Raw genomic sequence first — 25,878 nt, forward strand, 5'->3', positions numbered from 1 at the left:
GGCGGGTCTCCTTTTTCTTGTTGTTGTCAGCTCAGCGGCCAGTGGTGTTGACAGGCTTGGCGTACGGCTTTGGCGCTGCTCAGGTCGAGCAGGCTAAGGCTCAGTTGCCGGCATTGCGCCGCATCCAGGTGGCGGACGCGGTCCTTGATTTCTGCGATTTGCGGCGGGCTCACCGACAGCTCGCTGACCCCCAGGCCGATCAGTGCGGGGGTGGCCAGCGGGTCGGACGCCAGCGCGCCGCAGACGCCAACCCAGCGCCCATGCTTGGCTGCGCCGTCGCAGGTTTGGGCGATCAGCCGCAGCAGCGCCGGGTGCAGCGCGTCGACCCGCGCGGCGAGGCCGGCGTGGTCGCGGTCCATGGCCAGGGTGTACTGGGACAGGTCATTGGTGCCGATGGACAGGAAGTCCGCATGTTCAGCCAGTTGTTCGGCCATCAGCGCGGCGGCGGGAACTTCGATCATCACCCCCAATTCAGGGCGCTGGGTCAGCTTCAGCTGCGCACACAGTTCATCCAGGCGCTGGCGGATCTCCAGCAGTTCGTCGACTTCGCTGACCATCGGCAGCAGGATGCGGCAGCGCGCCAACGGTGTGAGTTGCAGCAGCGCGCGCAGTTGCTGGTCGAGCAGTTCGGGACGCACCTGGGCCATGCGGATACCGCGCAGGCCCAAGACCGGGTTGGCTTCGACGGGCAGGGGCAGGTAGTCGAGTTGTTTGTCGCCGCCCACATCGATGGTGCGGATGATCACCGACTTGTCGCCCATGGCGTCCAGCACGGCTTGATAGGCCTGGCGTTGCTCCTGTTCATCCGGCGCGGTGCGGCGGTCGACAAAGAGGAATTCGGTACGCAGCAGGCCGACACCATCGGCGCCGTTTTCAAACGCTGTTTGGGCGTCGGCGCTGGAGGCAACATTGGCGGCCACTTCAATGCCTACGCCGTCACTGGTGCGTGCCGGCTGGTGAGCCTGGGCCTGTTGCTGTTGGCGGCGCAGTTTTTGCGCGTCGCGAATCTGGTGCACTTGAGCGTGACGGGCTTCGCTGGGCGCCAGTTCCAGGCGACCGTTGGCGGCGTCCAGCACCACCCGCTGGCCTTGCGGTACGTCGAGGACTTCGCTGCCCAGCGCGACCACGCAGGGCAGCCCTTTGCCGCGCGCCAGAATCGCCACATGGGAGGTCGCGCCGCCTTCGGCCATGCACAGGCCGACGGCCTGCTGCGCGCTCAGTTGCAGCAAATCCGAGGGCGTCAGTTCATGGGCGCTGACGATGGCGCCAGCGGGTAACTCGAAGTGCCAGGCTTCACCCAGCAATGTGCGCAGCACGCGTTGTTGTAGGTCGCGCAGGTCGTTGGCGCGCTCGGCGAACAATGGCTTGCCCAATGCCAGCAGCACTGCGCACTGGGCCTGGATCGCATCGCGCCAGGCATGGGTGGCGGCGCTGCCTTGCTCGATGGCACCCGTGGCGGCTTCCAGCAGGGTCGGGTCTTCCAGCAGGGCCAGGTGGGCGGCGAAGATGTCTTCTTCCTCGACGTTTTTACGCTGGCGGGCGTGCTCCAGGGTGTTGCGAATTTCACCGCGCACCTGCTCCAGCGCCGTGTCCAGACGTTGCAGTTGTTCGTCGGCCGAATGCTGGCCCGTGTCTGCGGGCAGCTCGATACCGCTCAGGCGAAACAGCGGCCCGCAGACCAGGCCGGGCGCCGCGCAGACGCCTTGCAATACACCGGCTTCGGTATTGGCTCGGCGTGGCGTAACGGCGGCAGGCGCGTGATGTTCTTCTTTCATCGGTGCAGACAGCGCGGCAACCAAGGCCTGCAACGCCGCCTCGCAGTCCTTGCCCCGGCAAGTGACGCGCACTTCGTCGCCTTCGCCGATGCCGAGCCCCATCAAACCGATCAAGCTGTCGCAGGCGGCCGACTTGTCAGCGTAGTGCAAGCGCGCCTGGCTGCTGAAACCCTGGGCCGTCTTGCGGATCAGCGCTGCGGGCCGAGCATGCAAGCCGCCTCGATGGGTGATGTGCACACGGGCGCTGGCTTCTTCGATGGAGTTATCCACAGCCGTCTGAGCGGGCGCTGTCGACCGCGCGATGACCTGCATCAGTGGCTCGCCGACGTTGACGGTTTGCGACGCCAGAGGCAGCACGTCAAAGTGCTCGCCATTGGTTAGGATGATCAGGCTGATAAGGCTCTTGCACTGGCGCGCAATGCAATCCAGGTCAAACCGTACCAGCGCCTGGCCCAGGCTCACCCGCGCGCCCTGTTTGACCAGCAGCGCAAAACCTTCGCCCTTCAGCTCGACGGTGTCGATGCCCAGATGCATCAGCAGCTCGGCGCCATTGTCGGCGCGGATTGTCAGCGCGTGGCCGGTACGCGCGACGTGAATGATCTCGCCGTCGCAGGGCGCATGCAGGCAGCTGTTAAGCGGGTCGATCGCAAGGCCTTCGCCCATGGCACCGCTGGCGAATACTTCGTCGGGGACGTTGCCCAGGGTCAGCACCGGCCCACTGAGGGGGGCGCTGAGGGTTACTGCATTATTGTTGTTAGACATGGGCACGGTACTCATCAGGAAAACACGGCACACCACTCAGTGAGTGCGGGTGACTTTGCTCAGGTGGCGCGGTTGGTCCGGGTCCATGCCGCGGGCGACCGCCAGACCGGCGGCCATGACGTAGAAACTCTGGATCGCCAGCACCGGGTCCAGGCTCGGGTGTTCGGCGCGGCTCAGGGTCAGGTCGCGTTCGGCGATATCGTCCGGCGCGGCCAACAGCACGCGGGCACCGCGCTGGCGCATGTCGGCGGCCAGGCTCAACAGGCCTGCCTGCTCGGCGCCGCGCGGGGCAAACACCAACAGTGGATAGTTGTCGCCGATCAAGGCCATCGGCCCATGGCGCACCTCGGCGCTGCTGAAGGCTTCGGCCTGGATCGCCGAGGTTTCCTTGAGCTTGAGTGCGGCTTCCTGGGCAATGGCAAAACCGGCGCCACGGCCGATCACCATCAGGCGCTGACTGTCGCGCAGGGCGTCGATGGCGCGGCTCCAATCCTGGCGGGCCGCTTCACGCAGGCCATCGGGCAACGCCTGGCAGGCTTGCAGCAGGTCGGCTTCCTGATTCCAGTGGCCGACCAACAGCGCGCTGGCGCTGAGGGTGGCGATAAAGCTTTTGGTCGCGGCCACGCTGAGTTCCGGCCCGGCGCACAGCGGCACGTGGAATTCACAGGCGGCTTCCAGCGGCGAGTCTTCGGCGTTGACCAACGAGATGCTCAAAGCCCCGCGCTTACGCAGCAGGCGCAGGCTGTTGACCAGGTCCGGGCTTTGGCCGGACTGCGAGAAACCGAACGCCACCTGGCCGCTGACCTTCAACGGCGCTTGCAGCAAGGTCACCACCGACATCGGCAACGACGCCACCGGAATGCCCACATGTTGCATGGCCAGGTAGGCGAAATAGCTGGCGGCGTGGTCCGAGCTGCCACGGGCGATGGTCATCGCCACTTGCGGCGGCTGGCGGCGCAGGCGGCCGGCGATTTCTTCCAGTGCCGGGTTCAGGCGTTGCAGTTGCGCCGCGACGGCGTCACAGGAGGCCAAGGCCTCTTCAAGCATTTTTGAAGACAATGGTTTCTCCTTCGACCATGACGTCGGTGAGTTGCAGGGAGCGGTCCAGGCGTACGCAGTCGGCAAAGCTGCCGGGTTGCAGGCGGCCGCGTTCTTCCAGGCCCAGGTAATCCGCAGGAAATTGCGACAGGCGTTGTGAGGCTTCGCTGATAGGCAGGCCGATCTTCACCAGATTGCGCAGCGCCTGGTCCATGGTCAGCGTGCTGCCGGCCAGGGTGCCGTCGGCCAGGCGTACGCCGCCCAGGCATTTGGTCACGGTGTGGCTGCCCAGCTTGTATTCGCCATCGGGCATGCCGGCGGCGGCGGTGGAGTCGGTAACGCAATACAGGCAAGGGATCGACCGTAGCGCCACGCGTATCGCGCCGGGGTGCACATGCAGCAGGTCCGGAATCAACTCGGCGTACTTGGCGTGGGCCAGCGCGGCGCCGACGATCCCCGGCTCGCGGTGATGCAACGGGCTCATCGCGTTGTACAGATGGGTAAAACTGGTGGCGCCCGCGGCGAGGGCGGCGACGCCTTCTTCATAGCTGCCCAAGGTGTGGCCGATCTGCATGCGTACGCCGCGCTCGCTGAGGGTGCGGATCAGGGCGTCGTGGCCGGCGATTTCCGGGGCGATGGTGATCACTCGGATGGGCGCCAGGCGCAGGTACGCCTCGACTTCTTCCATCAGCGCGGTGTGGGCGAAGTTGGGTTGGGCGCCAAGTTTGCCTGGGTTGATGTAAGGCCCTTCCAGGTGTACGCCGAGTACTCGGGCGCTGCCGGCAGGGCGCTGCTCGCAAAATCCGCCGAGTTGACCGAGCACGCTGGAGATTTCATCCACCGGCGCGGTCATGGTGGTGGCCAGCAGCGAGGTGGTGCCAAAGCGCACGTGGGTGCGGGTGATGGTCTCGAAGGCGTCGATGCCTTCCATGATGTCCTTGCCACCGCCGCCGTGCACATGCAGGTCGATAAAGCCCGGCAGCAGGTAGGGCAAATCGTTTTGCGTCGGGTCGCAAGGCACGCCTTCAATGGCGGTCACCTTGCTGTGTTCATGCACCAGGCGGCCGCGAATCCAGCCGTGGGGCGTGAGGATATTATCTTCGGACATGGGCAGTTCTCTAAGGCCGCTACTCGGCGGCAAAGTCATATCGACGCAGCTCTGCGACAAAGTCGTAGTAGTCGTTGCGGCAGTAGGTGTCGGTGATTTCAATCGGCGTGTTGTCGGCGGTGTAGCCCACGCGGGTCATCAGCAGCATGGCGGTGCCGGGGGCGATGCCCACCAGGGCGGCGAACTCGTCCGAGGCGTTGACCGCCTGGATATGCTGCAGGGCACGGACGATGGGCTTGCCGATACTTTCCAGGTACTCGTACAGCGAGCTGCCGATGGCTTGCGGTTGCGGCAGCACCGAGGCGGGCATGGTGGTCATCTCAATGGCCATGACGGTGTCGTCGGCTTTACGCAAACGCTTGAGGCGCGCCACTTTGTCGGTGGGCGACAGGGCCAGGCGGATCAGCTCTTCATGGGTCGGCGGGGTGATGTCACGCTCCAGCCATTGGGAGCTGGGCACAAAGCCCTTGAGGCGCAACATCTCGCTGAAACCCGACAGGCGTGAGAGCGGCTGTTCCAGGCGAGGCGTGATAAAGGTACCGGAGCCCTGGCTGCGGCGGATCAGGCCTTGGGCAAACAACACTTCCAGCGCCTTGCGGGCGGTGACTCGCGAGATGCTCAGTTGCTCGCTAAGGACGCGTTCAGACGGCAATGCCTGTTCGGATTTCCACTCGCCGGCATGGATGGCCGCTTCCAGCTTGCGGGCCAATTGCAGGTAAAGCGGCGTGGATTGTTTGTCGTCAGGGCGCAGGGCCAGGATGGGATTCATCTGTCAGGTTTCCGATGCGTTATTGGAGTGTTGTCGCCCGGTATTGGCCGGAAATTAATACCACTTAAATACCATGTCAATGCAGCGAAAACGGTGCAAATCCGGTTTTTATGGCCCTATAACGGGGCTCGGTCTTAAGTGGTATTAGAGAGGTCTTTATGGCGCGCAGAACGGCGCAGCCCGCGCGGTGAACTGGTATTCACCGGCGGGCGCTGTTGAAGGCGGGAAAAATTTTCGAATTATTTTACGAACGGTCGACGATTACGGCCGAATCTCGATCAGGGTGCCGTCTTTGACCAGGGTCCAGACTTCACGCATATCGACGTTGCGCATGGCGATGCAGCCGTCGGTCCAGTCCAGGGTGTGGAACCACTGTTCGGGATAGTCTTCGGTGTCAGGCGTGCCGTGGATCATGATCATGCTGCCGGGCTTCACGCCTTCGCGACGCGCGCGGGCGGCGTCGCTGATATTGGGGTAGGAGATGTGCATGGCCAGGTTGAAGCGGTCGCTGGTCTTGCGCCAGTCGATCCAGTACAGGCCTTCCGGGGTGCGGCGGTCGCCCTCTATCAGCTTGTGGCCCATGGGGTTTTTGCCCAGGGAAATGCGGTAAGTCTTGATCGGCTTGCCGTCGTTGATCAGTTGCAATTGATGGGCGGACTTGAGCACCAGGACTTTTTCGACGGTTTTGCCGCCCAGGGTCTCCACGGTAGAAGCCGGCGAAAGGGTAGCGAACGACAGGCAGAGCAGAGCAAGCAACCAACGCATTAAAACGATTTCCCTTGATGCCGGATTATTATTGGGCGGGCTTGCCCATCGGCGGCACAGCCTCGCTGCGCACCGGGTAGGACTCAAGTCTGCGGTCAGCGAAAAAGCATTCTAAGGTACGTCCCACCGTGCGGAAAGCCAGCTCGGACCAAGGGATGTCGGCTTCGTCAAACAACTGCACTTCAAGGCTTTCGGGGCCTGCGGCGAAGTCCAGGTCGACCAGTTCGGCGCGGTAGAAGATATGCACCTGGTTGATGTGCGGCACATCGATCAGGGTGTAAATCGCCAAGTTGCGCACGCGGGCGCAGGCTTCTTCCTGGGTTTCGCGCGTGGCGGCCTGTTCGACGGTCTCGCCGTTTTCCATAAAGCCCGCGGGCAGGGTCCAGTAGCCGAGGCGCGGTTCGATGGCGCGTCGGCACAGCAGCACTTTATCGCCCCACACCGGCACGGTCCCGGCGACGATATTGGGGTTCTGATAGTGAATGGTCGAGCAGTGATCACACACAAAACGCAGGCGCCCGTCGCCTTCTGGAATGCGTTGGGTGACCGGTTTACCGCACTGGCTGCAGAATTTCATGCTGGGGTTCCTGGAAAGTGCGCCTATCTTGGCGTGGCGGGCAGGGGCCTGCAAGTTGTCGTTTAGCGACACCCGCCGGGTTTTGGGGTTGGGCGCCCGCACGCTTTGGTGCATGATGCATGGTAGCCAACAGACCGAGATGACTCATGCTGGACGAGCTACTTCGCCGGGTAAGCAACCACACCCCCCACACGCTGGAAACCGACGGGCGTTTCCCCGAGGCTGCGGTGCTGGTGCCGATTACCCGCAGTGATGAACCCGAGCTGATCCTGACCCTACGCGCCAGCGGCCTGTCGACCCACGGTGGCGAAGTGGCGTTTCCCGGCGGTCGTCGCGACCCCGAAGACCCGGACCTGATTTTCACCGCCCTGCGTGAGGCCGAAGAGGAAATCGGCCTGCCGCCTGGCTTGGTCGAAGTGATCGGCCCGTTGAGCCCCCTGATCTCCCTGCATGGTATTCGCGTCACACCTTATGTCGGCGTGGTCCCTGATTACGTCGAATACCTGGCCAATGATGCAGAGATTGCCGCCGTTTTCAGCGTACCCCTGGACTTTTTCCGACAGGATCCGCGCGAACATACCCACAGAATCGATTACCAGGGCCGCAGTTGGTATGTGCCCAGCTATAGGTTTGGCGAATACAAGATTTGGGGGCTGACGGCGATCATGATCGTCGAGTTGATCAACCTGCTCTATGACGACGCCCAGATCAGCCTGCACCAGCCGCCCAAGAGCTTCATCAATATCTAAGCCATCGTTTGAATGGCAAGCCGTGAGGACACACCATGAAATACCGCCTGGGCGACGCCCGCGTCGAGACGCATCCCAACAGCTGGGTGGCGCCGAACGCCACGCTGGTGGGCAAGGTCAAGCTGGAAGAGGGCGCCAACGTCTGGTTCAACGCGGTATTGCGTGGCGACAACGAACTGATCCTGATCGGCAAGAACAGTAATGTGCAGGACGGCAGCGTGATGCACACCGATATGGGCTATCCGCTGACTCTGGGCACGGGCGTGACCATCGGCCATAACGCCATGCTGCACGGCTGCACCGTGGACGATTACAGTCTGATCGGCATCAATGCAGTGATCCTCAACGGCGCGAAAATCGGCAAGCACTGCATCATTGGCGCTAACTCGCTGATTGGCGAAGGCAAGGAAATTCCCGATGGCTCGCTGGTCATGGGCTCGCCGGGCAAAGTGGTGCGGGAGTTGACCGACGCCCAGAAGCGCATGCTCGAAGCCAGCGCCGCCCACTATGTGCATAACTCACAGCGCTATGCCCGCGACCTGGCTGAGCAGCAAGAATGAACCCGATTGAACGCCCCGTTGGCTCGCCGTGCGTGAGCATTTGCGCGCTGGATGATGACGACATCTGCACCGGCTGCCAGCGCACCGTGGATGAAATCACGCGCTGGAGCCGCATGGACAACGCCGAACGCCGGGTGGTGTTGGGCTTGTGCCACGAGCGAGCGGTGGCGGCTGGGCTGGTGTTTATGGCTTCTGGTAAATCCGGCGCCTGATAGATCGCCATCGGGGGCAAGCCTCCTCCCACACTTAACCGCGTTTAATCTGTAGGAATACGGTCAAAATGTGGGAGGGGGCTTGCCCCCGATGAGGCCCTCCCAGACGACATATTTCAAAATGTGAAGTACCCTGTGCCCCTTGTTCACAGGTCTCTCGCCCCATGCTCTTCCTGATCGCCTACATCAGCAGCGTCGTGCTGATCAACTTCGCTTTCTCCACCGCCCCGCACCTTGACGTGATCTGGTCCGCCTGGGGTGGCCTGGTATTTATTCTGCGCGACATGGTGCAAACCCGCTTCGGCCACGGTGCGATCATCGCCATGTTGGCGGCGCTGGTACTGTCCTATGTCACTTCCGACCCTGCCATTGCCCTGGCCAGTGCCACGGCATTCGCGGTGTCCGAATGCATCGACTGGCTGGTGTTCAGCATCACCAAGCGCCCGCTCCACGATCGCCTGTGGATAAGTTCGGCGCTGAGCATTCCCCTCGACACGTTTATCTTCTTCGGACTGATCGGCGCGCTGACGCCGGCGGTGGTGGGTACGGCCTTGGCATCGAAATTCGCCGGGGTCACGGTGGTGTGGCTGATCATGGCCTGGCGTATCCGCAAGCGGGCCGTCGCCAACTGAGGCCAATTTTTACAGTTCATGTAAAATGCCGGCCTTTCTCCCCATGATCCGCTCCCCTGAGGACCTGAGATGACCCGAATCGGAACTCCATTGTCGCCAACCGCGACCCGCGTTTTGCTGTGTGGCTGCGGTGAGCTGGGCAAGGAAGTGGTGATCGAACTGCAACGCCTGGGCGTTGAAGTGATTGCCGTGGATCGCTACGCCAATGCGCCGGCCATGCAGGTTGCCCACCGTAGCCATGTGATCAACATGCTCGACGGCGCCGCCCTGCGTGCGGTGATCGAAGCGGAAAAGCCGCACTTCATCGTGCCGGAAATCGAAGCCATCGCCACCGCTACCCTGGTGGAGCTGGAAGCCGAAGGCTTCACCGTGATCCCGACCGCGCGCGCCACGTCGCTGACCATGAACCGCGAAGGCATCCGTCGCCTGGCCGCCGAAGAGCTGGACCTGCCGACCTCGCCGTACCACTTCGCCGACACCTTTGAAGACTACAGCAAGGCCGTCCAGGATCTGGGCTTCCCGTGCGTGGTCAAGCCAGTGATGAGCTCGTCTGGCAAAGGCCAGAGCTTGCTGCGCAGCGCTGACGATGTGCAGAAGGCCTGGGATTACGCCCAGGAAGGCGGGCGGGCTGGCAAAGGCCGCGTGATCATCGAAGGTTTTATCGACTTCGACTACGAAATCACCTTGCTGACCGTGCGCCATATCGGCGGCACCACCTTCTGCGCGCCAGTCGGCCACCGTCAGGAGAAGGGCGACTATCAGGAATCCTGGCAGCCACAGGCCATGAGCCCGGTTGCCCTGGCGGAATCCGAGCGCGTTGCCAAAGCCGTGACCGAAGCCTTGGGTGGCCGTGGTCTGTTTGGCGTGGAGCTGTTCATTAAGGGCGATCAGGTGTGGTTCAGCGAAGTGTCGCCGCGCCCGCACGACACGGGTCTGGTGACCTTGATTTCCCAGGATCTATCGCAGTTTGCCCTGCACGCGCGCGCCATTCTGGGCTTGCCAATCCCGTTGATTCGCCAGTTCGGGCCTTCGGCCTCGGCGGTGATTCTGGTGGAAGGGCAGTCGACCCAGACCGCATTCGCCAACCTCGGCGCTGCACTGAGCGAGCCGGACACCGCGTTGCGTCTGTTTGGTAAGCCAGAAGTGAATGGCCAGCGCCGCATGGGCGTGGCGTTGGCGCGGGATGAGTCGATTGAAGCGGCTCGGGCCAAGGCAACCCGTGCTTCCCAGGCGGTTGTGGTAGAGCTCTAGAAAGCATCGGGGGCAAATCGAATCTTCGCACCGCCCCTCCCACACTTGACCGCGTTTAATCTGTAGAAATGCGCTCAAAATGTGGGAGGGGCGGTGCGACGATTCGACTTGCCGCCGATAGCGGTCTATCAGGCAACCTTGTTCAAATCATTATCCCGCGTCTCTTTCAGGCACAGCACAGCAATCAAGCTGAGCAACGCTGCCGCCGACACATACCCGCCGACATAACTGAGCCCGCCCATCGCCACCAGCTTGGTTGCGAAAAACGGTGCCGCCGAAGCTCCCACAATTCCACCCAAGTTATACGCCGCCGAAGCGCCGGTATAACGCACGCGGGTTGGGAATAGCTCTGGCAGCAGGGCGCCCATCGGTGCGAAGGTCACACCCATCAGGAACAGCTCCAGCGCCAGGAACAGTGCCACGGCCCAGGTCGAGCCGTGAGTCAGCAGTGGCTCCATGGTGAAGCCGGACAGGATCGCCAGGACTGCGCCGACGATCAGCACCGGCTTGCGCCCGTACCGATCACTGGCCAAGGCAGCCAACGGTGTGGCCAAACCCATGAACAGCACCGCGAAGCACAGCAGGCCAAGGAATGTCTCGCGGCTGTAGCCCAAGGTCGACACGCCGTAGCTCAGGGAGAACGCCGTGGTGATATAGAACAGCGCATAGCACACCACCATCGATGCGGCGCCCAGCAGCACCGGCAGCCAATGCTGGCTGAACAATTCCACCAGCGGCACCTTTACCGGTTTTTCCTTGGCCACGGCGTTGGCGAACACCGGGGTTTCATGCAATTTCAACCGCGCGTACAGGCCGACCATCACCAGCGCCGCGCTGAGGATGAACGGGATGCGCCAGCCCCAGCCACGGAATTGCTCGTCGTTGAGGCTCATGGCCAGGATCAGGAACAAGCCGTTTGCGGCCAGGAAGCCGATCGATGGGCCAAGCTGCGGGAACATGCCGAACCAGGCGCGTTTGCCCTTTGGCGCATTCTCGGTAGCCAGCAGCGCCGCGCCGCCCCATTCCCCGCCCAGGCCAAGGCCCTGGCCGAAACGCAGCACGCACAACAGGATCGGCGCCCAGGCCCCGATGCTGTCATAGCCGGGCAGCAAACCGATCAACGTGGTGCACACGCCCATCAGCAGCAGTGAAGCCACCAGCGTCGACTTGCGGCCGATACGGTCGCCAAAGTGGCCGAACAGCGCTGAACCCAGTGGGCGGGCGATAAAGGCGATACCGAAGGTCAGGAATGACGCCAGCATCTGCGCGGTGCCGGAGGTTTGCGGGAAGAATACCGGGCCGATCACCAGGGCAGCGGCGGTGGCGTAGATATAGAAGTCGTAGAACTCGATGGCGGTACCGACGATGCTCGCGGTGGCGACTCGTGCAGTCGAGTTGGTTGGGGCGGCGGTCGCAGCCTCGTTATAGGTGGTGCTCATTGAGTTATCCCTGACAGTCATTGCGCGTTTGGACGCGGATTATTATTGGTCGAACACCCCTGGATCAGGGGTGTGCGCGGGGCGGCTCGGGATGGGAGCGTACACCGGTCAGACAGGATGCTGCGGTGCCTGGACGCGCTCAGTGCGGATAGCACACGGTCGGGCGGGGCTTGGGTAAGCCGACCCGATTATAGGAAGGGGGTTGCGCATCGAACAAGCGGATTAAACGGCCACCGGCACTCGACTGGTGTGCCAGATCAGTACCTTGCTCACCCGGTTGTCCTCGGTTTCGAGGATTTCCAGGCGGTAGCGGCCGATCTTCAGGCACACCGCGAAATCCGGAATGGTCTCCAGGGCTTCGGTCACCAGGCCGTTGAGCGTCTTGGGGCCGTCGCTTGGCAGGTGCCATCCCAGGCTCTTGTTCAGTTCGCGGATCGAAGCGGCGCCATCAATGATGTAGCGGCCATCGGGCTGCGCTTCGATATGCGGGTTGTCCGTACCTTGTTCACTTTCGAACTCTCCGACGATTTCTTCGAGGATGTCTTCCAGAGTAACGATGCCCAGCACTTCGCCATATTCATCCACCACCATGCCCAGGCGCCGCTGCTGTTTGTGGAAGTTCAGCAGTTGCAGCTGGAGGGGCGTGCTTTCCGGTACGAAGTAGGGTTCGTAGGAGGCCTCGAGCAAGGCTTCCTTGGTGAGGCTGGCGTCCGGCAGCAGATGCTGTATCAGCCGGGTGTTCAGTACGGCTTCGACCTGATTGATGTCACTGTGGAACACCGGCAGGCGAGTGCGCGGTGAGGTGCGCAGTTGCTCGATGATTTCTTCGATCGAGTCATCCAGGTTGATACCGTCCACTTCGCTGCGGGGTACCAGGATGTCATTGACGGTGATGTTGTCCAAGGCGTGGATGCCCGGCATGCGAGGGGTGCGGCTGTCGTCGGCCTCGGGCTGCGGCTCATCGTCGTGGTCGGGCTGTGGCTCGTCGCTGTTTTTCACCACGCCGGGCTTTCGGGCAAACGGGCGTAGCAGCAACAGGCTGATGCCATTGAGCAGCCAGGCGGCGGGATAGAGGATTTTCAATGGCACGCCCAGCAGCGTGTTGCCGAAGCCCAGCACCGCTTGCGGATGGCGGGTTGCCAGGGCGCGTGGCAGGTAGTCGGCCAGGATCAGTAGAACAGCGCAGGAGATCAGCCAGCCGAGCCACGGGCCGTTCTGTGCCCAGGCATAAATCGCCAGCAGGGTACAGAGGATTACCACGGCCGCACGGCACAGGCTGTTGCACAGGATCAGGCTGTGGCGCGGGAAACTCAGGCGGGCGGCAGCCTTGTCGCCCTGACGTGTACCGGGGCGCAGGGCCAGCAGGTGTTGTTGTGCGGCTTCGATGGCGGTAAACAGCGCCGCCCATAACACCAGCAAGGCGATTACCGCGAGCATCGGCCCAAGGGGCAAGTTGTCCATGATTGCTGCCCGTCAAATATGCAGGATGTATTCGCGAACCAGCTTGCTGCCGAAATAGGCCAGCATCAGCAGGCAGAAACCGGCCAGGGTCCAGCGGATCGCCTTGTGCCCGCGCCAGCCGAGGCGATTGCGGCCCCACAGCAACACGCTGAACACCACCCAGGCCAGGCACGCCAGCAGGGTCTTGTGCACCAGGTGCTGGGCAAACAGGTTCTCGACGAACAACCAGCCGGAGATAAGCGACAGCGAGAGCAGCGTCCAGCCGGCCCATAGGAAACCGAATAGCAGGCTTTCCATGGTTTGCAGCGGAGGGAAGTTCTTGATCAGGCCGGAGGGGTGCTTGTGCTTGAGCTGGTGATCCTGCAGGAGCAGGAGCAGGGCCTGGAACACCGCGATGGTGAACATGCCGTAGGCCAGGATCGACAGCAGGATATGGGCGAGGATACCGGGTTCTTCGTCAATCACCTGCACCGTGCCGGTGGGCGCGAACTGCGCCAGTAGCACCGTCAGTACGCCCAGGGGGAAGAGCAGGACCAGTAGGTTCTCAACGGGGATCCGGTAGCAGGCCAGCAGCGTCAGCGCGATGACCGCTGCAGCGATCAGGCTGGCGGCACTGAAAAAGTCCAGGCCCAGGCCGACCGGCGTCATCAGGTGGGTGAACAGGCTCGCGGCATGAGCCAGCAGGGCGAGTACGCCCAGGCCGACCAGCAGGCGTTTGTCCGCCTTGGTGCCTTGGGCAAGACGAGTGCCCTGATAGAAGGTCGCAGCGGCATATAAGAGGGCGGCGGCGAGACTGGGTAGCAAACTGGGTGACAAGGGGACCATAAATCCTGATAGACAAGCCCGAAAGGCGCTGAGTTTGGCATACACCTGCGTTCCACGAAAGACTCCCGGACCAGACAGCGGGTGTGCATGGGCGCAGTCTTCGCTATAATCCGCGACCTGCCCACGCCGCAGGCTCGCTGAGCGCTGTTTTTAATAGCGATTTACCACAGCCTGGGCCGCCATTACCTCGGTCTACAATGCATTTCGATGAATAGGGCCTGAAAGGATCGCGCATGTTTGAAAACCTGACTGACCGTCTCTCGCAGACGCTGCGCCACGTAACCGGCAAGGCCAAGCTGACCGAGGACAATATTAAAGACACCCTGCGTGAAGTACGCATGGCGTTGCTGGAAGCCGACGTGGCCTTGCCTGTGGTCAAGGACTTCGTCAACTCGGTCAAGGAGCGTGCGGTCGGCACTGAAGTGTCCCGCAGCCTGACCCCGGGCCAGGCCTTTGTGAAGATCGTCCAGGCCGAACTCGAAAGCCTGATGGGCGCCGCCAACGAAGATTTGAACCTCAGCGCCGTGCCACCGGCCGTCGTGCTGATGGCCGGTCTGCAAGGTGCGGGTAAAACCACCACCGCCGGCAAGCTGGCGCGCTTCCTTAAAGAGCGCAAGAAGAAGTCGGTAATGGTTGTGTCGGCCGACGTGTACCGTCCTGCGGCCATCAAACAGTTGGAAATGCTGGCGGGCGAAGTGGGCGTAACCTTCTTCCCGTCCGATCTGAGCCAGAAGCCAGTCGACATTGCCAACGCAGCTATTAAAGAGGCCAAGCTCAAGTTCATTGATGTCGTAATCGTCGATACCGCCGGTCGCCTGCACATTGATGAAGAGATGATGGGCGAGATCAAGGCGCTGCATGCCGCGATCAATCCGGTCGAGACACTGTTCGTGGTCGACGCCATGACCGGCCAGGATGCGGCTAACACCGCCAAGGCTTTCGGTGATGCGCTGCCGCTGACCGGCGTGATCCTGACCAAGGTCGATGGCGACGCCCGTGGCGGTGCTGCGCTGTCGGTACGCGCCATTACCGGCAAGCCGATCAAGTTCATCGGTATGGGTGAGAAGAGCGAAGCGCTCGAACCGTTCCACCCTGAGCGTATCGCCTCGCGTATCCTCGGCATGGGCGATGTGCTCAGCCTGATCGAACAGGCCGAAGCCACCCTCGACAAGGACAAGGCCGATAAACTGGCCAAGAAGCTGAAGAAGGGCAAGGGCTTCGACCTCGAAGACTTCCGCGACCAGCTGCAACAAATGAAGAACATGGGCGGCCTCGGCGGCCTGATGGACAAGCTGCCGAACATCGGCGGTGTGAACCTGGCGCAAATGGGCAATGCCCAAGGCGCGGCAGAGAAGCAGTTCAAGCAGATGGAAGCCATCATCAACTCCATGACCCCGGCCGAGCGCCGCGACCCTGAGCTGATCAGCGGTTCGCGCAAGCGTCGGATCGCCATGGGTTCCGGCACCCAGGTGCAGGACATCGGTCGCTTGATCAAGCAGCACAAGCAGATGCAGAAGATGATGAAGAAATTCTCCGCCAAAGGCGGAATGGCCAAGATGATGCGCGGCATGGGCGGTATGTTGCCCGGCGGCGGCATGCCGAAAATGTAAAGAATTCGAGCGCAAGTTCGCTTGCGCTCCGACCCACAGGGATGTGGGATCTCCAGCAAACCCGCCGTTGGCGGGGGCTGACCTGCCGTTTTAAACGACGGCTCTATAGCAGATCTGAATGGCACGCTGATAGGCGCCAGAAAAAGACATTTGCAAAAGTCCGGATATTCCTTAGAATATGCGGCCTTTCGGGCACCTATGCCCGCTGTGCATTTAGATTTGCAGCACCGACTACAGGAACGATCTTCACATGCTAACAATCCGTCTTGCCCTCGGCGGCTCCAAAAAGCGCCCGTTTTACCACTTGACCGTAACCGACAGCCGCAACCCGCGCGACGGTTCGCACAAAGAACAGGTTGGTTTCTTCAACCCTGTTGCTCGTGGTCAAGAAGTTCGTCTGTCCGTGAACCAAGAGCGCGTAGCCTACTGGCTGAGCGTTGGCGCACAGCCATCCGAGCGCGTTGCAAAACTGTTGAAGGACTCGGCTAAGGCCGCAGCCTGAGCAATATGAACGCGACGCCAACTGTTGCTGATGATTTGATCGTTATCGGCAAGATTTATTCTGTTCATGGCGTTCGCGGCGAAGTGAAGGTGTATTCCTTTACTGATCCGACAGAAAACCTGTTGCAGTACAAAACCTGGACGCTCAAGCGCGAAGGTAGTGTGAAACAGGTCGAGCTGGTCAGTGGGCGTGGGAGCGATAAGTTCCTGGTCGCGAAGCTCAAGGGTCTTGATGATCGTGAAGAAGCTCGTCTTCTGGCTGGTTATGAGATCTGCGTGCCGCGCAACCTGTTCCCTGAATTGACCGACGGCGAGTACTACTGGTACCAGCTGGAAGGTCTGAAGGTTATTGATCAACTCGGGCAATTGTTCGGGAAAATCGATCATCTTCTGGAAACCGGCGCCAATGATGTAATGGTGGTCAAGCCTTGTGCTGGCAGCCTGGATGATCGCGAACGCTTGTTGCCCTATACGGAGCAATGCGTGTTGGCTGTTGACCTGGCAGCGGGCGAGATGAAGGTGGAATGGGACGCGGACTTCTAAGCGTGGCTAATTTGCGCATTGAAGTGATCAGTTTGTTTCCCGAGATGTTCTCCGCCATCAGCGAGTACGGCATCACCAGTCGGGCGGTGAAACAGGGGCTGTTGCAGCTCACCTGTTGGAACCCGCGAGACTACACGACGGATCGACATCACACTGTGGACGATCGCCCATTTGGCGGTGGCCCGGGCATGGTGATGAAGATCAAGCCCCTGGAAGACGCGTTGGTTCAGGCCAAGGCAGCTGCTGGGGAGAAGGCGAAGGTAATTTACCTGTCCCCTCAAGGCCGTCAGCTGAAACAGGCGGCGGTACGCGAACTGGCGAATGAGGAAGCATTAATCCTGATTGCCGGTCGCTATGAAGGCATTGACGAGCGCTTTATTGAGGCTCATGTCGATGAAGAGTGGTCGATTGGGGACTATGTCCTGTCTGGCGGCGAGCTGCCGGCGATGGTCCTGATAGATGCGGTTACACGACTGCTGCCTGGAGCTTTAGGGCATGCGGACTCCGCGGAGGAAGATTCCTTCACGGATGGTTTGCTGGATTGCCCGCACTACACCCGTCCGGAGGTGTATGCGGATCAGCGTGTTCCCGACGTATTGCTAAGTGGCAATCACGCACACATCCGGCGTTGGCGTTTACAGCAGTCCCTTGGTCGGACCTATGAACGACGCGCCGATCTTCTGGAAAGCCGCTCGCTTTCTGGAGAAGAGAAGAAGCTGCTCGAGGAATACATCCTCGCGCGGGACGATAGTTAACAACGTATCGATGGTAGGTCCATTGACTTACCTTAGGAGCACAGCATGACTAACAAAATCATCCTTGCACTCGAAGCAGAGCAGATGACCAAAGAGATCCCTACCTTTGCCCCGGGCGACACTATTGTCGTTCAGGTGAAAGTGAAGGAAGGCGACCGTTCGCGTCTGCAAGCGTTCGAAGGCGTGGTAATCGCCAAGCGTAACCGTGGTGTGAACAGTGCTTTCACTGTTCGTAAAATCTCCAACGGTGTTGGCGTAGAGCGTACTTTCCAGACCTACAGCCCGCAAATCGACAGCATGGCCGTTAAGCGTCGCGGTGACGTACGTAAAGCCAAGCTGTACTACCTGCGTGACCTGTCCGGTAAAGCAGCTCGCATCAAGGAAAAACTGGCTTAAGTCCAGCTTTCCGATGCAGAAAAAAGCAGCCTACGGGCTGCTTTTTTGTGCCTGAAATTTGTCCATTTTCCGGTATTTGCCCATGACTACTCGCCTCGAAGAAATTCAGCGCCGTACTGACCTCTCTGTCACCCATGTGACCAAGGCTGTATTCCCGCCGACGACCAACCACCACAACACCTTGTTCGGCGGCACTGCACTGGCCTGGATGGATGAAGTATCGTTCATCACTGCCACGCGTTTTTGCCGTTTGCCGTTGGTGACGGTTTCTACCGACCGCATCGACTTCAATCATGCGATCCCGGCGGGTTCCATCGTTGAGCTGATCGGCCGTGTGATCAAGGTCGGCAACACCAGTCTCAAGGTTGAGGTGGAAGTGTTCGTCGAGAGCATGAGTGCCGATGGCCGTGAAAAGGCGATCCAGGGCGTGTTCAGCTTTGTCGCGATTGATGCGGACAAGCGCCCAGTACCTGTGCTGCCGGGATTTGCAAACTGAAACATCCTTTTGTAGGAGCCGGCAAGCCGACTTCTACATGCGGTAGCATCCCCCTATTCTTTTCAGCCCCGAGCCCTCATGCCTGCTATCGACCACCCCCTGATCGACCGCTTCCTCGACGCCCTCTGGCTGGAAAAAGGCCTTTCGGACAACACTCGCCAGGCTTACCGCAGTGACCTGGCGCTGTTCAACGGCTGGCTGCAGGAGAATAACCTTGAACTGATCAGCGCTGGCCGTGAGCTGATCCTCGATCACTTGGCCTGGCGCCTGGATCAGAATTACAAGCCGCGCTCCACTGCACGTTTTCTATCTGGTGTACGTGGCTTTTATCGCTATCTGCTGCGGGAAAAGCTGATTGCCCTGGACCCGACCTTGCAAGTCGACATGCCGCAACTGGGCAGGCCATTGCCCAAATCCCTATCGGAAGCCGACGTCGACGCCTTGCTCGCCGCCCCTGACCTGAGCGAAGCCATCGGCCAGCGTGACCGCGCGATGCTCGAAGTGTTGTACGCATGCGGGCTGCGGGTTACCGAGCTGATCAGCCTGACCCTGGAGCAGGTTAACCTGCGTCAGGGCGTGCTGCGTGTGATGGGCAAGGGCAGTAAGGAGCGGCTGGTGCCGATGGGAGAGGAGGCGATTGTGTGGGTCGAGCGTTATATGCGCGATGCCCGTGGCGAGTTGCTTGGTGGGCGCCCCAGCGATGTACTGTTTCCCAGCCTGCGCGGTGAGCAAATGACCCGCCAGACTTTCTGGCATCGCATCAAGCACCAGGCCAAGGTCGCGGGAATTGGCAAGAGCCTGTCTCCCCACACGCTACGCCATGCATTTGCCACCCATTTGCTCAACCACGGTGCAGATTTACGCGTGGTGCAAATGCTGCTCGGGCACAGCGACTTATCCACCACCCAGATCTACACCCATGTGGCGCGTGCGCGATTGCAGGATATGCACGCCAAGCACCACCCGCGAGGCTGAAAACCGCCAATTTATCCCGCCGCGGGCTGCCCTGCGGCCCAACTGTGGTAGGCTTTGCCGGTTAGCAAAGGTGACGGTCCCGACCCGTGTCTACAGAGACAGCGGTGTTCCTTCCCGTCCCTGCATCTGCCTTCAGGAGTTCCCATGCGCTTGACCCAGATTATTGCCGCCGCAGCCATTGCGTTGGTTTCCACCTTTGCCGTCGCCGATGATGCTGCCGAGCAGACCATCCGCAAGAGCCTGGCCAACCTGCAACTTGATACCCCGATCGAAAGCATCAGCGCCAGCCCGATGGCCGGCCTGTATGAAGTCAAGCTCAAGGGTAGCCGCGTGTTGTACGCCAGTGCCGATGGCCAGTACATCGTCCAGGGTTACCTGTTCCAGTTGAAAGACGGCAAGCCGGTCAACCTGACTGAGAAAGCCGAGCGTCTGGGCGTGTCCAAATTGATCAATGGCATTCCGGTGGCCGAAACTGTGGTGTACCCGGCCATCGGCGAGACCAAGACTCACATTACCGTGTTTACGGACACCACCTGCCCGTACTGCCATAAGCTGCACGCCGAAGTGCCTGCGTTGAACAAGCTGGGTGTGGAAGTGCGCTACGTAGCGTTTCCGCGTCAGGGCCTGGGTTCGCCGGGTGACGAGCAATTGCAGGCGGTCTGGTGCTCGGCCGACAAGAAAGCGGCCATGGACAAGATGGTCGACGGAAAGGAAATCAAGGCTGCCAAGTGCGCCAATCCGGTCTCCAAGCAGTTCGCATTGGGCCAGTCCATTGGCGTGAACGGTACACCGGCTATCGTTTTGGCTGATGGCCAGGTTATTCCGGGCTACCAGCCGGCGCCACAAGTTGCCAAACTGGCGCTGAGTGCCAAATAAACCAGCATCGTCGAACCTTTGACGATCATGGCTCGTTGATCAGTCGACGGGTCATTAATTGAAAGCCGCAGTTGTGCGGCTGTTTTCCACGGCCGACCTAGCGTCGGCCGTTTCATGGGGAGTTCTTCAGTGAAACCGGTCAAAGTAGGCATCTGTGGTTTAGGGACCGTCGGTGGCGGCACCTTCAACGTACTTCAGCGTAATGCTGAAGAAATTTCCCGCCGTGCAGGGCGCGGGATTGAAGTGGCGCAAATTGCCACGCGTTCGCCAAAGCCTCAGTTCGAAACGACCGGTATTGCGATTACCAACGATGTCTTCGCCGTGGCCACCAATCCGGAGATCGATATCGTCATCGAGCTGGTAGGCGGCTATACCGTTGCCCGTGAGCTGGTGCTCAAAGCCATCGAGAACGGCAAGCACGTGGTCACTGCCAACAAGGCGCTGATCGCCGTGCACGGCAACGAGATCTTCGCCAAGGCGCGTGAGAAGGGCGTGATCGTAGCGTTCGAAGCCGCAGTAGCCGGTGGTATCCCGGTGATCAAGGCGATCCGTGAAGGCTTGTCCGCCAACCGTATCAACTGGGTGGCCGGCATCATCAACGGCACCGGTAACTTCATTCTCACCGAAATGCGTGAGAAGGGCCGTACCTTCGAAGACGTGCTGGCAGAAGCCCAGGCTCTGGGTTACGCCGAAGCCGACCCGACTTTCGACGTGGAAGGGATCGACGCGGCCCACAAGCTGACCATCCTGGCGTCCATCGCCTTTGGTATCCCGCTGCAGTTCGACAAGGCCTACACCGAAGGCATCACCAAGCTGACCACGGCCGACGTGAACTACGCCGAAGCCCTGGGCTACCGCATCAAGCATCTTGGCGTAGCGCGCAGCACCCCGGCTGGTATCGAGCTGCGTGTGCACCCGACGCTGATCCCCGCCGATCGCCTGATCGCCAACGTCAACGGCGTCATGAACGCAGTGATGGTCAACGGTGACGCTGCGGGTTCCACGCTGTTCTACGGCGCCGGCGCTGGTATGGAGCCGACCGCTTCCTCGGTGATCGCCGACTTGGTAGACGTGGTTCGCGCTATGACCAGCGACCCGGAAAACCGCGTCCCGCACCTGGCCTTCCAGCCTGATTCACTGTCGGCCCACCCGATCCTGCCTATCGAAGCGTGCGAAAGTGCCTACTACCTGCGCATCCAGGCCAAGGATCATCCGGGCGTGTTGGCCCAGGTCGCCAGCATCCTGTCGGAGCGCGGTATCAACATCGAGTCGATCATGCAGAAGGAAGTCGAGGAGCAAAATGGCCAGGTGCCGATGATCCTGCTGACCCACCGCGTGCTTGAGCAGCACATCAACGACGCCATCACCGCGCTGGAAGCCTTGCAAGGCGTTGTCGGCCCGGTCGTTCGTATTCGTGTTGAACACCTGAACTAACCGATTGTTCCAGGGGCCCCGCGCGTTCGGCGGCCTCTGTTCGAGAATGTTTTAGAGGAGCCAGTCATGCGTTACATCAGCACCCGCGGCCAGGCACCGGCCCTGAATTTCGAAGACGTTTTGCTGGCAGGCCTTGCCACTGACGGCGGCCTGTATGTGCCGGAAAACCTGCCACGCTTCACTCAGGAAGAAATCGCCTCCTGGGCCGGGCTGCCGTACCACGAACTGGCGTTCCGAGTGATGCGTCCATTCGTCACCGGCAGCATTCCAGATGCGGACTTCAAGAAGATTCTGGAAGAAACATACGGCGTGTTTTCCCACAGCGCCATCGCTCCGTTGCGCCAACTGAACGGCAATGAGTGGGTGCTGGAACTGTTCCACGGCCCGACTCTGGCGTTCAAGGACTTTGCCCTGCAACTGCTCGGTCGCCTGTTGGATTATGTGTTGGAGAAGCGCGGCGAGCGCGTTGTGATCATCGGCGCCACCTCCGGTGATACCGGTTCGGCCGCCATCGAAGGCTGCAAGCACTGCGAAAACGTCGACATCTTCATCCTGCACCCGCACAAGCGTGTGTCGGAAGTGCAGCGCCGTCAGATGACCACCATCTTTGGCGAGAACATCCACAACATCGCCATCGAAGGCAACTTCGATGACTGCCAGGAAATGGTCAAGAACAGCTTCGCTGACCAGAGCTTCCTCAAGGGCACCCGCCTGGTCGCGGTGAACTCGATCAACTGGGCGCGGATCATGGCCCAGATCGTTTACTACTTCCACGCATCCCTACAGTTGGGCGGCCCGGCGCGTTCGGTGTCGTTCTCGGTGCCGACCGGCAACTTCGGCGATATCTTCGCCGGTTACCTGGCGCGTAACATGGGCCTGCCGATCAATCAGTTGATCGTCGCCACCAACCGCAACGACATCCTGCACCGCTTCATGAGCGGCAATCAGTACGTCAAGGAAACCCTGCACGCTACCCTGTCGCCTTCCATGGACATCATGGTCTCGTCGAACTTCGAACGCCTGCTGTTCGACATGCACGGTCGCAACGGTTCGGCGATTGCCGGCTTGATGGACACCTTCAAGAGCGGCGGCGGTTTCAGCGTTGATGAGGAGCGCTGGACCGAAACCCGCAAGCTCTTTGACTCCCTGGCCGTGGACGATGCACAGACCTGCGAGACCATCGCCGAAGTCTATGCCCAGACCGGCGAACTGCTCGACCCGCACACCGCCATCGGTGTGAAGGCCGCCCGCGAATGCCGTCGCAGCCTGGATATTCCAATGGTGATCCTCGGTACCGCGCACCCGGTCAAATTCCCGGAAGCGGTGGAGAAAGCCGGTGTCGGCAAGGCGTTGGAGCTGCCGGTGCACTTGACCGACCTGTTCGAGCGCGAAGAGCGTTGCACGGTGTTGGCCAATGACTTGAAAGCGGTGCAGGCGTTTGTCAGCCAGCACGGCAATCGTGGTAAGCCGTTGTAAGGCAGACCGCGTACACAAAAACGCCGCTTTCCCTTGCTGGGTCAGCGGCGTTTTTTGTTTTTTGGCAGCGCTCATTAAGTAAAGGGGCGACCTGCGATAGCGCCCGGCCAAACCCCAAACCACCGCCCATTGCGCAAGCATTTATGTGTCGCCGTTTTTTGCTTGTCATATTGCAAGCGCATGCTGGAAACCTCATCCCCCGGTAACCCCCGTAAATACGAAAAAGCGAACTTTCCTACGTCATAACCAGTCACTTAGGATAGATGCAGTTCCCGTTGAAACGATTGTTCCCGAACTATTGAGTGGTGATCGAGATGGAAAGTATCAGCCTATTGCTCGAAGAAGCACTGACCCCTTATCAGGTTACGCTGACCACTGCGGGTGTTCAGGACGAGTGCTTGGTGACAGTAAAGAACCCTACTGGCGCTATTGTGGTCGAGCGTGAAGTTGACCGTGCCCAATTGATGGATAAACGCGTGCTGGTGGACGTAGTGGACTGCCTGCTGCGTGACATCAAAATTGCAGAAGGCCGATTGGAACCCTCGGTCATCGCCGCCTTACGCAATGCCGCCCAGACCCGTGGCATTGCCCGCGCATGAAGAATTGTTCATCGATGGAAACTTCCTACGGCATGGCCGGTCAGATTTTGTAACAGCAAGAGCAAACATTGTGCTCCGGTGTTTGTGGCTTGCTGTACTGGTCTTTGTTGGCCACGTTTAACCCTGAAGTGTCTCCCCACGCTTCGGGGTTTCTTTTTGCCCGCGATTTGTCAGGGCATAGGCGCGTCTTGGTAAAACTGGAGATGGTCGGTCAGGTATTGCGTGCGCAGCGCAGGGTCGAGCCAGGCGGCATAGGCGTGCAGTAGTTGAGCCTGGGGCAGCTCGTTCAACACTTGGTTGATGTGTTCAATTGCCTGGTGGCCCTCAGGCGTATCGGAGCAGCCGATATGCACACGTTGGTAGGGCATGACGCCAGCAATCGGATAGAACGCCAAGGTCAGCGGATCAATCCCCTGGCGCAGGGCGTGATAGCGAATTTCAGTCCAGTAGCCCAGCACGGCTTCCAGGCGACCCAATCGCTGCATTTGCAGCAGGCTGCCCAGGGCGTCGTTTCCGTAGTGCAGCACGCGTGTATGCGCATCCGTTTGGTCCAGCATTTCATCGATGAGCGTCCCGTAGCTGCGCTCGGCCACCACGCCCAGGCGTGCGCGCTTATCCAGCAGGAGCGCCGCGAGGTCCACCCTTTGCTGTGCGACAAGCGGCGCGAGCACGTCACGGCGGTCCTGACGTACCACCACCCCATTACTGACCATGGAAAAAGCCGGGCGCGAATACACCACCCACTTGGCCCGTTCTGCGGTCCATAGCATGGTGGGGTCGCAGGTCAGTGCGGGGGTCTGAAGTATCTGCAGGCCGCGTGCACGGTTAACGTGCAAAATCTTGTGTTGGTACTCGGGCAGGCGCTCCATCAGCATCGGCAGCAATTCGTCGATGACGCCCTGGCCCTTTTGCGGGCCGTCGAGGATGGTCATCGGGGGCAGGTCGCGGATTAACCAGGTCAAGGTGTCCGCTGCCTTGGCAGACAGCGGCAGAAGCCCGAGCAACGGTGCACAAACACCCAGGAGCCAACGCCGCGCCATTATTGCGAGTGCGCCATCAGATCGCGCCTTGTTCACGTAGCCGGGTGATCGCGGCCGCGTCGTAACCCAGCTCGTTAAGCAGCACGTTGGTGTGCTCGCCCAACTGCGGCCCGACCCACTCGCAGCTCCCGGGCGTGTCCGACAGCTTGGGCACGATGCCCGGCATCTTAAAGTCCTTGCCGCCTGGCAGTTGCGCCTTGAGGAACATCTCCCGCGCCAGGAATTGCGGATCGCCAAGCATGTCCTCGGCGCTGTAGATCCGGCTGGCGGGTACCTCGGCCTTGTTCAGTTGCTCCACCACCTGCTCCAGTGACAGCGAATTGACCCAACGATCAATCACGCCATACAGCTCATCACGACGGGTATCGCGCCCGTCATTGCTCGCCAACTGCGGATCATTCGCCAGGTCTTCACGGCCAATGGCACTCATAAACCGTTTGAAGATTGCATCCCCATTTGCGCCGATCTGCACATGCTTGCCGTCCGCGCTGGTATGGATCGACGACGGTGTAATGCCGGGCATTATGTTGCCGGTGCGCTCACGGATGAATCCGAACACGTCAAACTCAGGAATCATGCTTTCCATCATGGCGAAGATAGCTTCATACAGCGCCACATCCACCACTTGGCCTACGCCGCCATTCACTTCGCGATGACGCAGCGCCATCAGTGCACCGATTACTGCCCACAACGCAGCGATGGAGTCGCCAATGGAAATCCCTGTGCGCACCGGCGGGCGGTCCTCGAAACCGGTGATGTAACGCAGCCCGCCCATGGATTCACCGACTGCACCGAACCCCGGCTGGTCTTTCATCGGTCCGGTCTGGCCAAAGCCCGAGAGGCGCACCATCACCAGTTTCGGGTTCAGCGCGTGCAGGGTTTCCCAGCTCAGGCCGAGTTTCTCCAGTACGCCGGGGCGAAAGTTCTCGATGAGGATGTCGGCGTCCGTCAGGAGTTTCTTGAGAATCTCCAGACCGTCCGGGTGCTTTAGGTTCAGCGTCAGGGATTTTTTGTTGCGTGCCTGCACGAACCACCACAGCGAGGTGCCCTCGTACAGCTTGCGCCATTTGCGCAGCGGATCGCCGCCATTCGGGGATTCGACCTTGATCACTTCTGCACCAAATTCAGCGCAGATACGCGAAGCGAACGGGCCGGCGATCAGGGTGCCGAGTTCGATGACTTTCAGGCCGGCAAGCGGTTTGGCATTAAACGACATGGGGATCCTTGTCTGCGCGGAGCGGGTGTGTGATGCCT

Annotated in this window: 27 protein-coding genes; 16 read left to right on the plus strand and 11 right to left on the minus strand. The window is 60.6% G+C overall.

Translation table 11 applies throughout. The annotated features are described in order from the left end of the window. Window positions 1-26 precede the first annotated feature (26 nt). From ptsP to ACVWXD_RS00970, 6 genes are all read right to left on the minus strand, one after another. Complete coding sequence (gene ptsP / locus ACVWXD_RS00945; protein ID WP_401383974.1) at window positions 27-2,537, minus strand: phosphoenolpyruvate--protein phosphotransferase; 2,511 nt, start codon at window positions 2,535-2,537, stop codon at window positions 27-29. A 36-nt stretch (window positions 2,538-2,573) separates the two neighbouring features. Then, on the minus strand, window positions 2,574-3,584 hold the full coding sequence (locus ACVWXD_RS00950; RefSeq protein ID WP_032890762.1) for an SIS domain-containing protein: 1,011 nt from the start codon (window positions 3,582-3,584) through the stop codon (window positions 2,574-2,576). Further along, window positions 3,577-4,683, minus strand: coding sequence for an N-acetylglucosamine-6-phosphate deacetylase (nagA, locus tag ACVWXD_RS00955; protein WP_457370600.1), 1,107 nt, complete (start codon window positions 4,681-4,683; stop codon window positions 3,577-3,579). Before nagA ends, ACVWXD_RS00950 begins: the two co-directional genes overlap by 8 nt. Before the next feature lie 19 nt (window positions 4,684-4,702). Then, window positions 4,703-5,452 carry a GntR family transcriptional regulator gene (locus ACVWXD_RS00960; protein ID WP_032890767.1) on the minus strand — a complete coding sequence of 250 codons (750 nt, stop codon included), beginning with the start codon at window positions 5,450-5,452 and terminating at the stop codon, window positions 4,703-4,705. 261 nt (window positions 5,453-5,713) lie between these two features. Further along, complete coding sequence (locus tag ACVWXD_RS00965; RefSeq protein WP_457370601.1) at window positions 5,714-6,217, minus strand: L,D-transpeptidase family protein; 504 nt, start codon at window positions 6,215-6,217, stop codon at window positions 5,714-5,716. A 28-nt stretch (window positions 6,218-6,245) separates the two neighbouring features. Then, window positions 6,246-6,794 (minus strand): NUDIX hydrolase, encoded by a 549-nt coding sequence (locus ACVWXD_RS00970; RefSeq protein WP_032890771.1) that lies wholly within the window; start codon window positions 6,792-6,794, stop codon window positions 6,246-6,248. A gap of 146 nt (window positions 6,795-6,940) precedes the next feature. On the opposite strand from ACVWXD_RS00970, the gene ACVWXD_RS00975 reads away from it, so the two are divergent. From ACVWXD_RS00975 to purT, 5 genes are all read left to right on the plus strand, one after another. Further along, the gene (locus tag ACVWXD_RS00975) at window positions 6,941-7,543 is read left to right on the plus strand and encodes a CoA pyrophosphatase (protein WP_032890773.1); all 603 of its coding nucleotides are present in this window, start codon (window positions 6,941-6,943) and stop codon (window positions 7,541-7,543) included. Window positions 7,544-7,578: 35 nt separating this feature from the next. Beyond that, window positions 7,579-8,103 carry a gamma carbonic anhydrase family protein gene (locus tag ACVWXD_RS00980; RefSeq protein WP_032890775.1) on the plus strand — a complete coding sequence of 175 codons (525 nt, stop codon included), beginning with the start codon at window positions 7,579-7,581 and terminating at the stop codon, window positions 8,101-8,103. Then, window positions 8,100-8,315, plus strand: a complete 216-nt coding sequence (locus ACVWXD_RS00985; protein WP_032890777.1) for a DUF1289 domain-containing protein — start codon at window positions 8,100-8,102, stop codon at window positions 8,313-8,315. The genes ACVWXD_RS00980 and ACVWXD_RS00985 overlap by 4 nt, the downstream gene beginning before the upstream one ends. Window positions 8,316-8,479: 164 nt before the next feature. Continuing rightward, entirely contained in the window at window positions 8,480-8,947 is a 468-nt protein-coding gene (locus ACVWXD_RS00990; RefSeq protein ID WP_032890779.1) for a VUT family protein, read from the plus strand. Between the two features lie 69 nt (window positions 8,948-9,016). Continuing rightward, complete coding sequence (purT, locus tag ACVWXD_RS00995) at window positions 9,017-10,198, plus strand: formate-dependent phosphoribosylglycinamide formyltransferase (protein WP_003193969.1); 1,182 nt, start codon at window positions 9,017-9,019, stop codon at window positions 10,196-10,198. Between the two features lie 128 nt (window positions 10,199-10,326). On the opposite strand, the gene ACVWXD_RS01000 is transcribed toward purT, so the two are convergent. The 3 genes from ACVWXD_RS01000 to ACVWXD_RS01010 form a co-directional block, all read right to left on the minus strand. Continuing rightward, window positions 10,327-11,637, minus strand: coding sequence for an MFS transporter (locus tag ACVWXD_RS01000; protein ID WP_401383983.1), 1,311 nt, complete (start codon window positions 11,635-11,637; stop codon window positions 10,327-10,329). Between the two features lie 222 nt (window positions 11,638-11,859). Then, on the minus strand, window positions 11,860-13,098 hold the full coding sequence (locus ACVWXD_RS01005; protein WP_457370602.1) for a transporter associated domain-containing protein: 1,239 nt from the start codon (window positions 13,096-13,098) through the stop codon (window positions 11,860-11,862). Between the two features lie 12 nt (window positions 13,099-13,110). Next, the gene (locus tag ACVWXD_RS01010) at window positions 13,111-13,923 is read right to left on the minus strand and encodes a cytochrome C assembly family protein (protein ID WP_032890784.1); all 813 of its coding nucleotides are present in this window, start codon (window positions 13,921-13,923) and stop codon (window positions 13,111-13,113) included. A gap of 233 nt (window positions 13,924-14,156) precedes the next feature. On the opposite strand from ACVWXD_RS01010, the gene ffh reads away from it, so the two are divergent. The 11 genes from ffh (at window position 14,157) to ACVWXD_RS01065 (ending at window position 23,584) form a co-directional block, all read left to right on the plus strand. Then, complete coding sequence (ffh, locus tag ACVWXD_RS01015; RefSeq protein WP_003193965.1) at window positions 14,157-15,533, plus strand: signal recognition particle protein; 1,377 nt, start codon at window positions 14,157-14,159, stop codon at window positions 15,531-15,533. A 250-nt stretch (window positions 15,534-15,783) separates the two neighbouring features. Beyond that, window positions 15,784-16,035 carry a 30S ribosomal protein S16 gene (gene rpsP, locus ACVWXD_RS01020; RefSeq protein ID WP_003175899.1) on the plus strand — a complete coding sequence of 84 codons (252 nt, stop codon included), beginning with the start codon at window positions 15,784-15,786 and terminating at the stop codon, window positions 16,033-16,035. 5 nt (window positions 16,036-16,040) lie between these two features. Next, on the plus strand, window positions 16,041-16,577 hold the full coding sequence (gene rimM, locus ACVWXD_RS01025) for a ribosome maturation factor RimM (protein WP_027605457.1): 537 nt from the start codon (window positions 16,041-16,043) through the stop codon (window positions 16,575-16,577). Next, entirely contained in the window at window positions 16,559-17,332 is a 774-nt protein-coding gene (trmD, locus tag ACVWXD_RS01030; RefSeq protein ID WP_024077235.1) for a tRNA (guanosine(37)-N1)-methyltransferase TrmD, read from the plus strand. Before rimM ends, trmD begins: the two co-directional genes overlap by 19 nt. A gap of 45 nt (window positions 17,333-17,377) precedes the next feature. Further along, window positions 17,378-17,728, plus strand: a complete 351-nt coding sequence (rplS, locus tag ACVWXD_RS01035; protein ID WP_003175895.1) for a 50S ribosomal protein L19 — start codon at window positions 17,378-17,380, stop codon at window positions 17,726-17,728. 82 nt (window positions 17,729-17,810) lie between these two features. After that, window positions 17,811-18,224, plus strand: a complete 414-nt coding sequence (locus ACVWXD_RS01040; protein WP_032890787.1) for an acyl-CoA thioesterase — start codon at window positions 17,811-17,813, stop codon at window positions 18,222-18,224. A gap of 78 nt (window positions 18,225-18,302) precedes the next feature. Further along, window positions 18,303-19,199 carry a site-specific tyrosine recombinase XerD gene (xerD, locus tag ACVWXD_RS01045; protein ID WP_260367526.1) on the plus strand — a complete coding sequence of 299 codons (897 nt, stop codon included), beginning with the start codon at window positions 18,303-18,305 and terminating at the stop codon, window positions 19,197-19,199. A gap of 144 nt (window positions 19,200-19,343) precedes the next feature. After that, window positions 19,344-20,075 (plus strand): thioredoxin fold domain-containing protein, encoded by a 732-nt coding sequence (locus ACVWXD_RS01050; RefSeq protein WP_003175893.1) that lies wholly within the window; start codon window positions 19,344-19,346, stop codon window positions 20,073-20,075. Between the two features lie 129 nt (window positions 20,076-20,204). Next, window positions 20,205-21,509 carry a homoserine dehydrogenase gene (locus ACVWXD_RS01055; RefSeq protein ID WP_032890791.1) on the plus strand — a complete coding sequence of 435 codons (1,305 nt, stop codon included), beginning with the start codon at window positions 20,205-20,207 and terminating at the stop codon, window positions 21,507-21,509. Between the two features lie 66 nt (window positions 21,510-21,575). Further along, window positions 21,576-22,985 (plus strand): threonine synthase, encoded by a 1,410-nt coding sequence (thrC, locus tag ACVWXD_RS01060; protein WP_032890793.1) that lies wholly within the window; start codon window positions 21,576-21,578, stop codon window positions 22,983-22,985. A 314-nt stretch (window positions 22,986-23,299) separates the two neighbouring features. Continuing rightward, entirely contained in the window at window positions 23,300-23,584 is a 285-nt protein-coding gene (locus ACVWXD_RS01065; RefSeq protein WP_032890795.1) for a DUF3509 domain-containing protein, read from the plus strand. Window positions 23,585-23,754: 170 nt separating this feature from the next. On the opposite strand, the gene ACVWXD_RS01070 is transcribed toward ACVWXD_RS01065, so the two are convergent. Then, window positions 23,755-24,624: a TIGR02285 family protein gene (locus ACVWXD_RS01070; protein WP_260367529.1), complete on the minus strand. Its 870-nt coding sequence runs from the start codon at window positions 24,622-24,624 to the stop codon at window positions 23,755-23,757. Between the two features lie 16 nt (window positions 24,625-24,640). Then, window positions 24,641-25,840, minus strand: coding sequence for a CaiB/BaiF CoA transferase family protein (locus tag ACVWXD_RS01075; RefSeq protein ID WP_095185799.1), 1,200 nt, complete (start codon window positions 25,838-25,840; stop codon window positions 24,641-24,643). Between the last annotated feature and the right edge of the window lie 38 nt (window positions 25,841-25,878).

This window comes from Pseudomonas sp. TE3911, assembly GCF_054062775.1.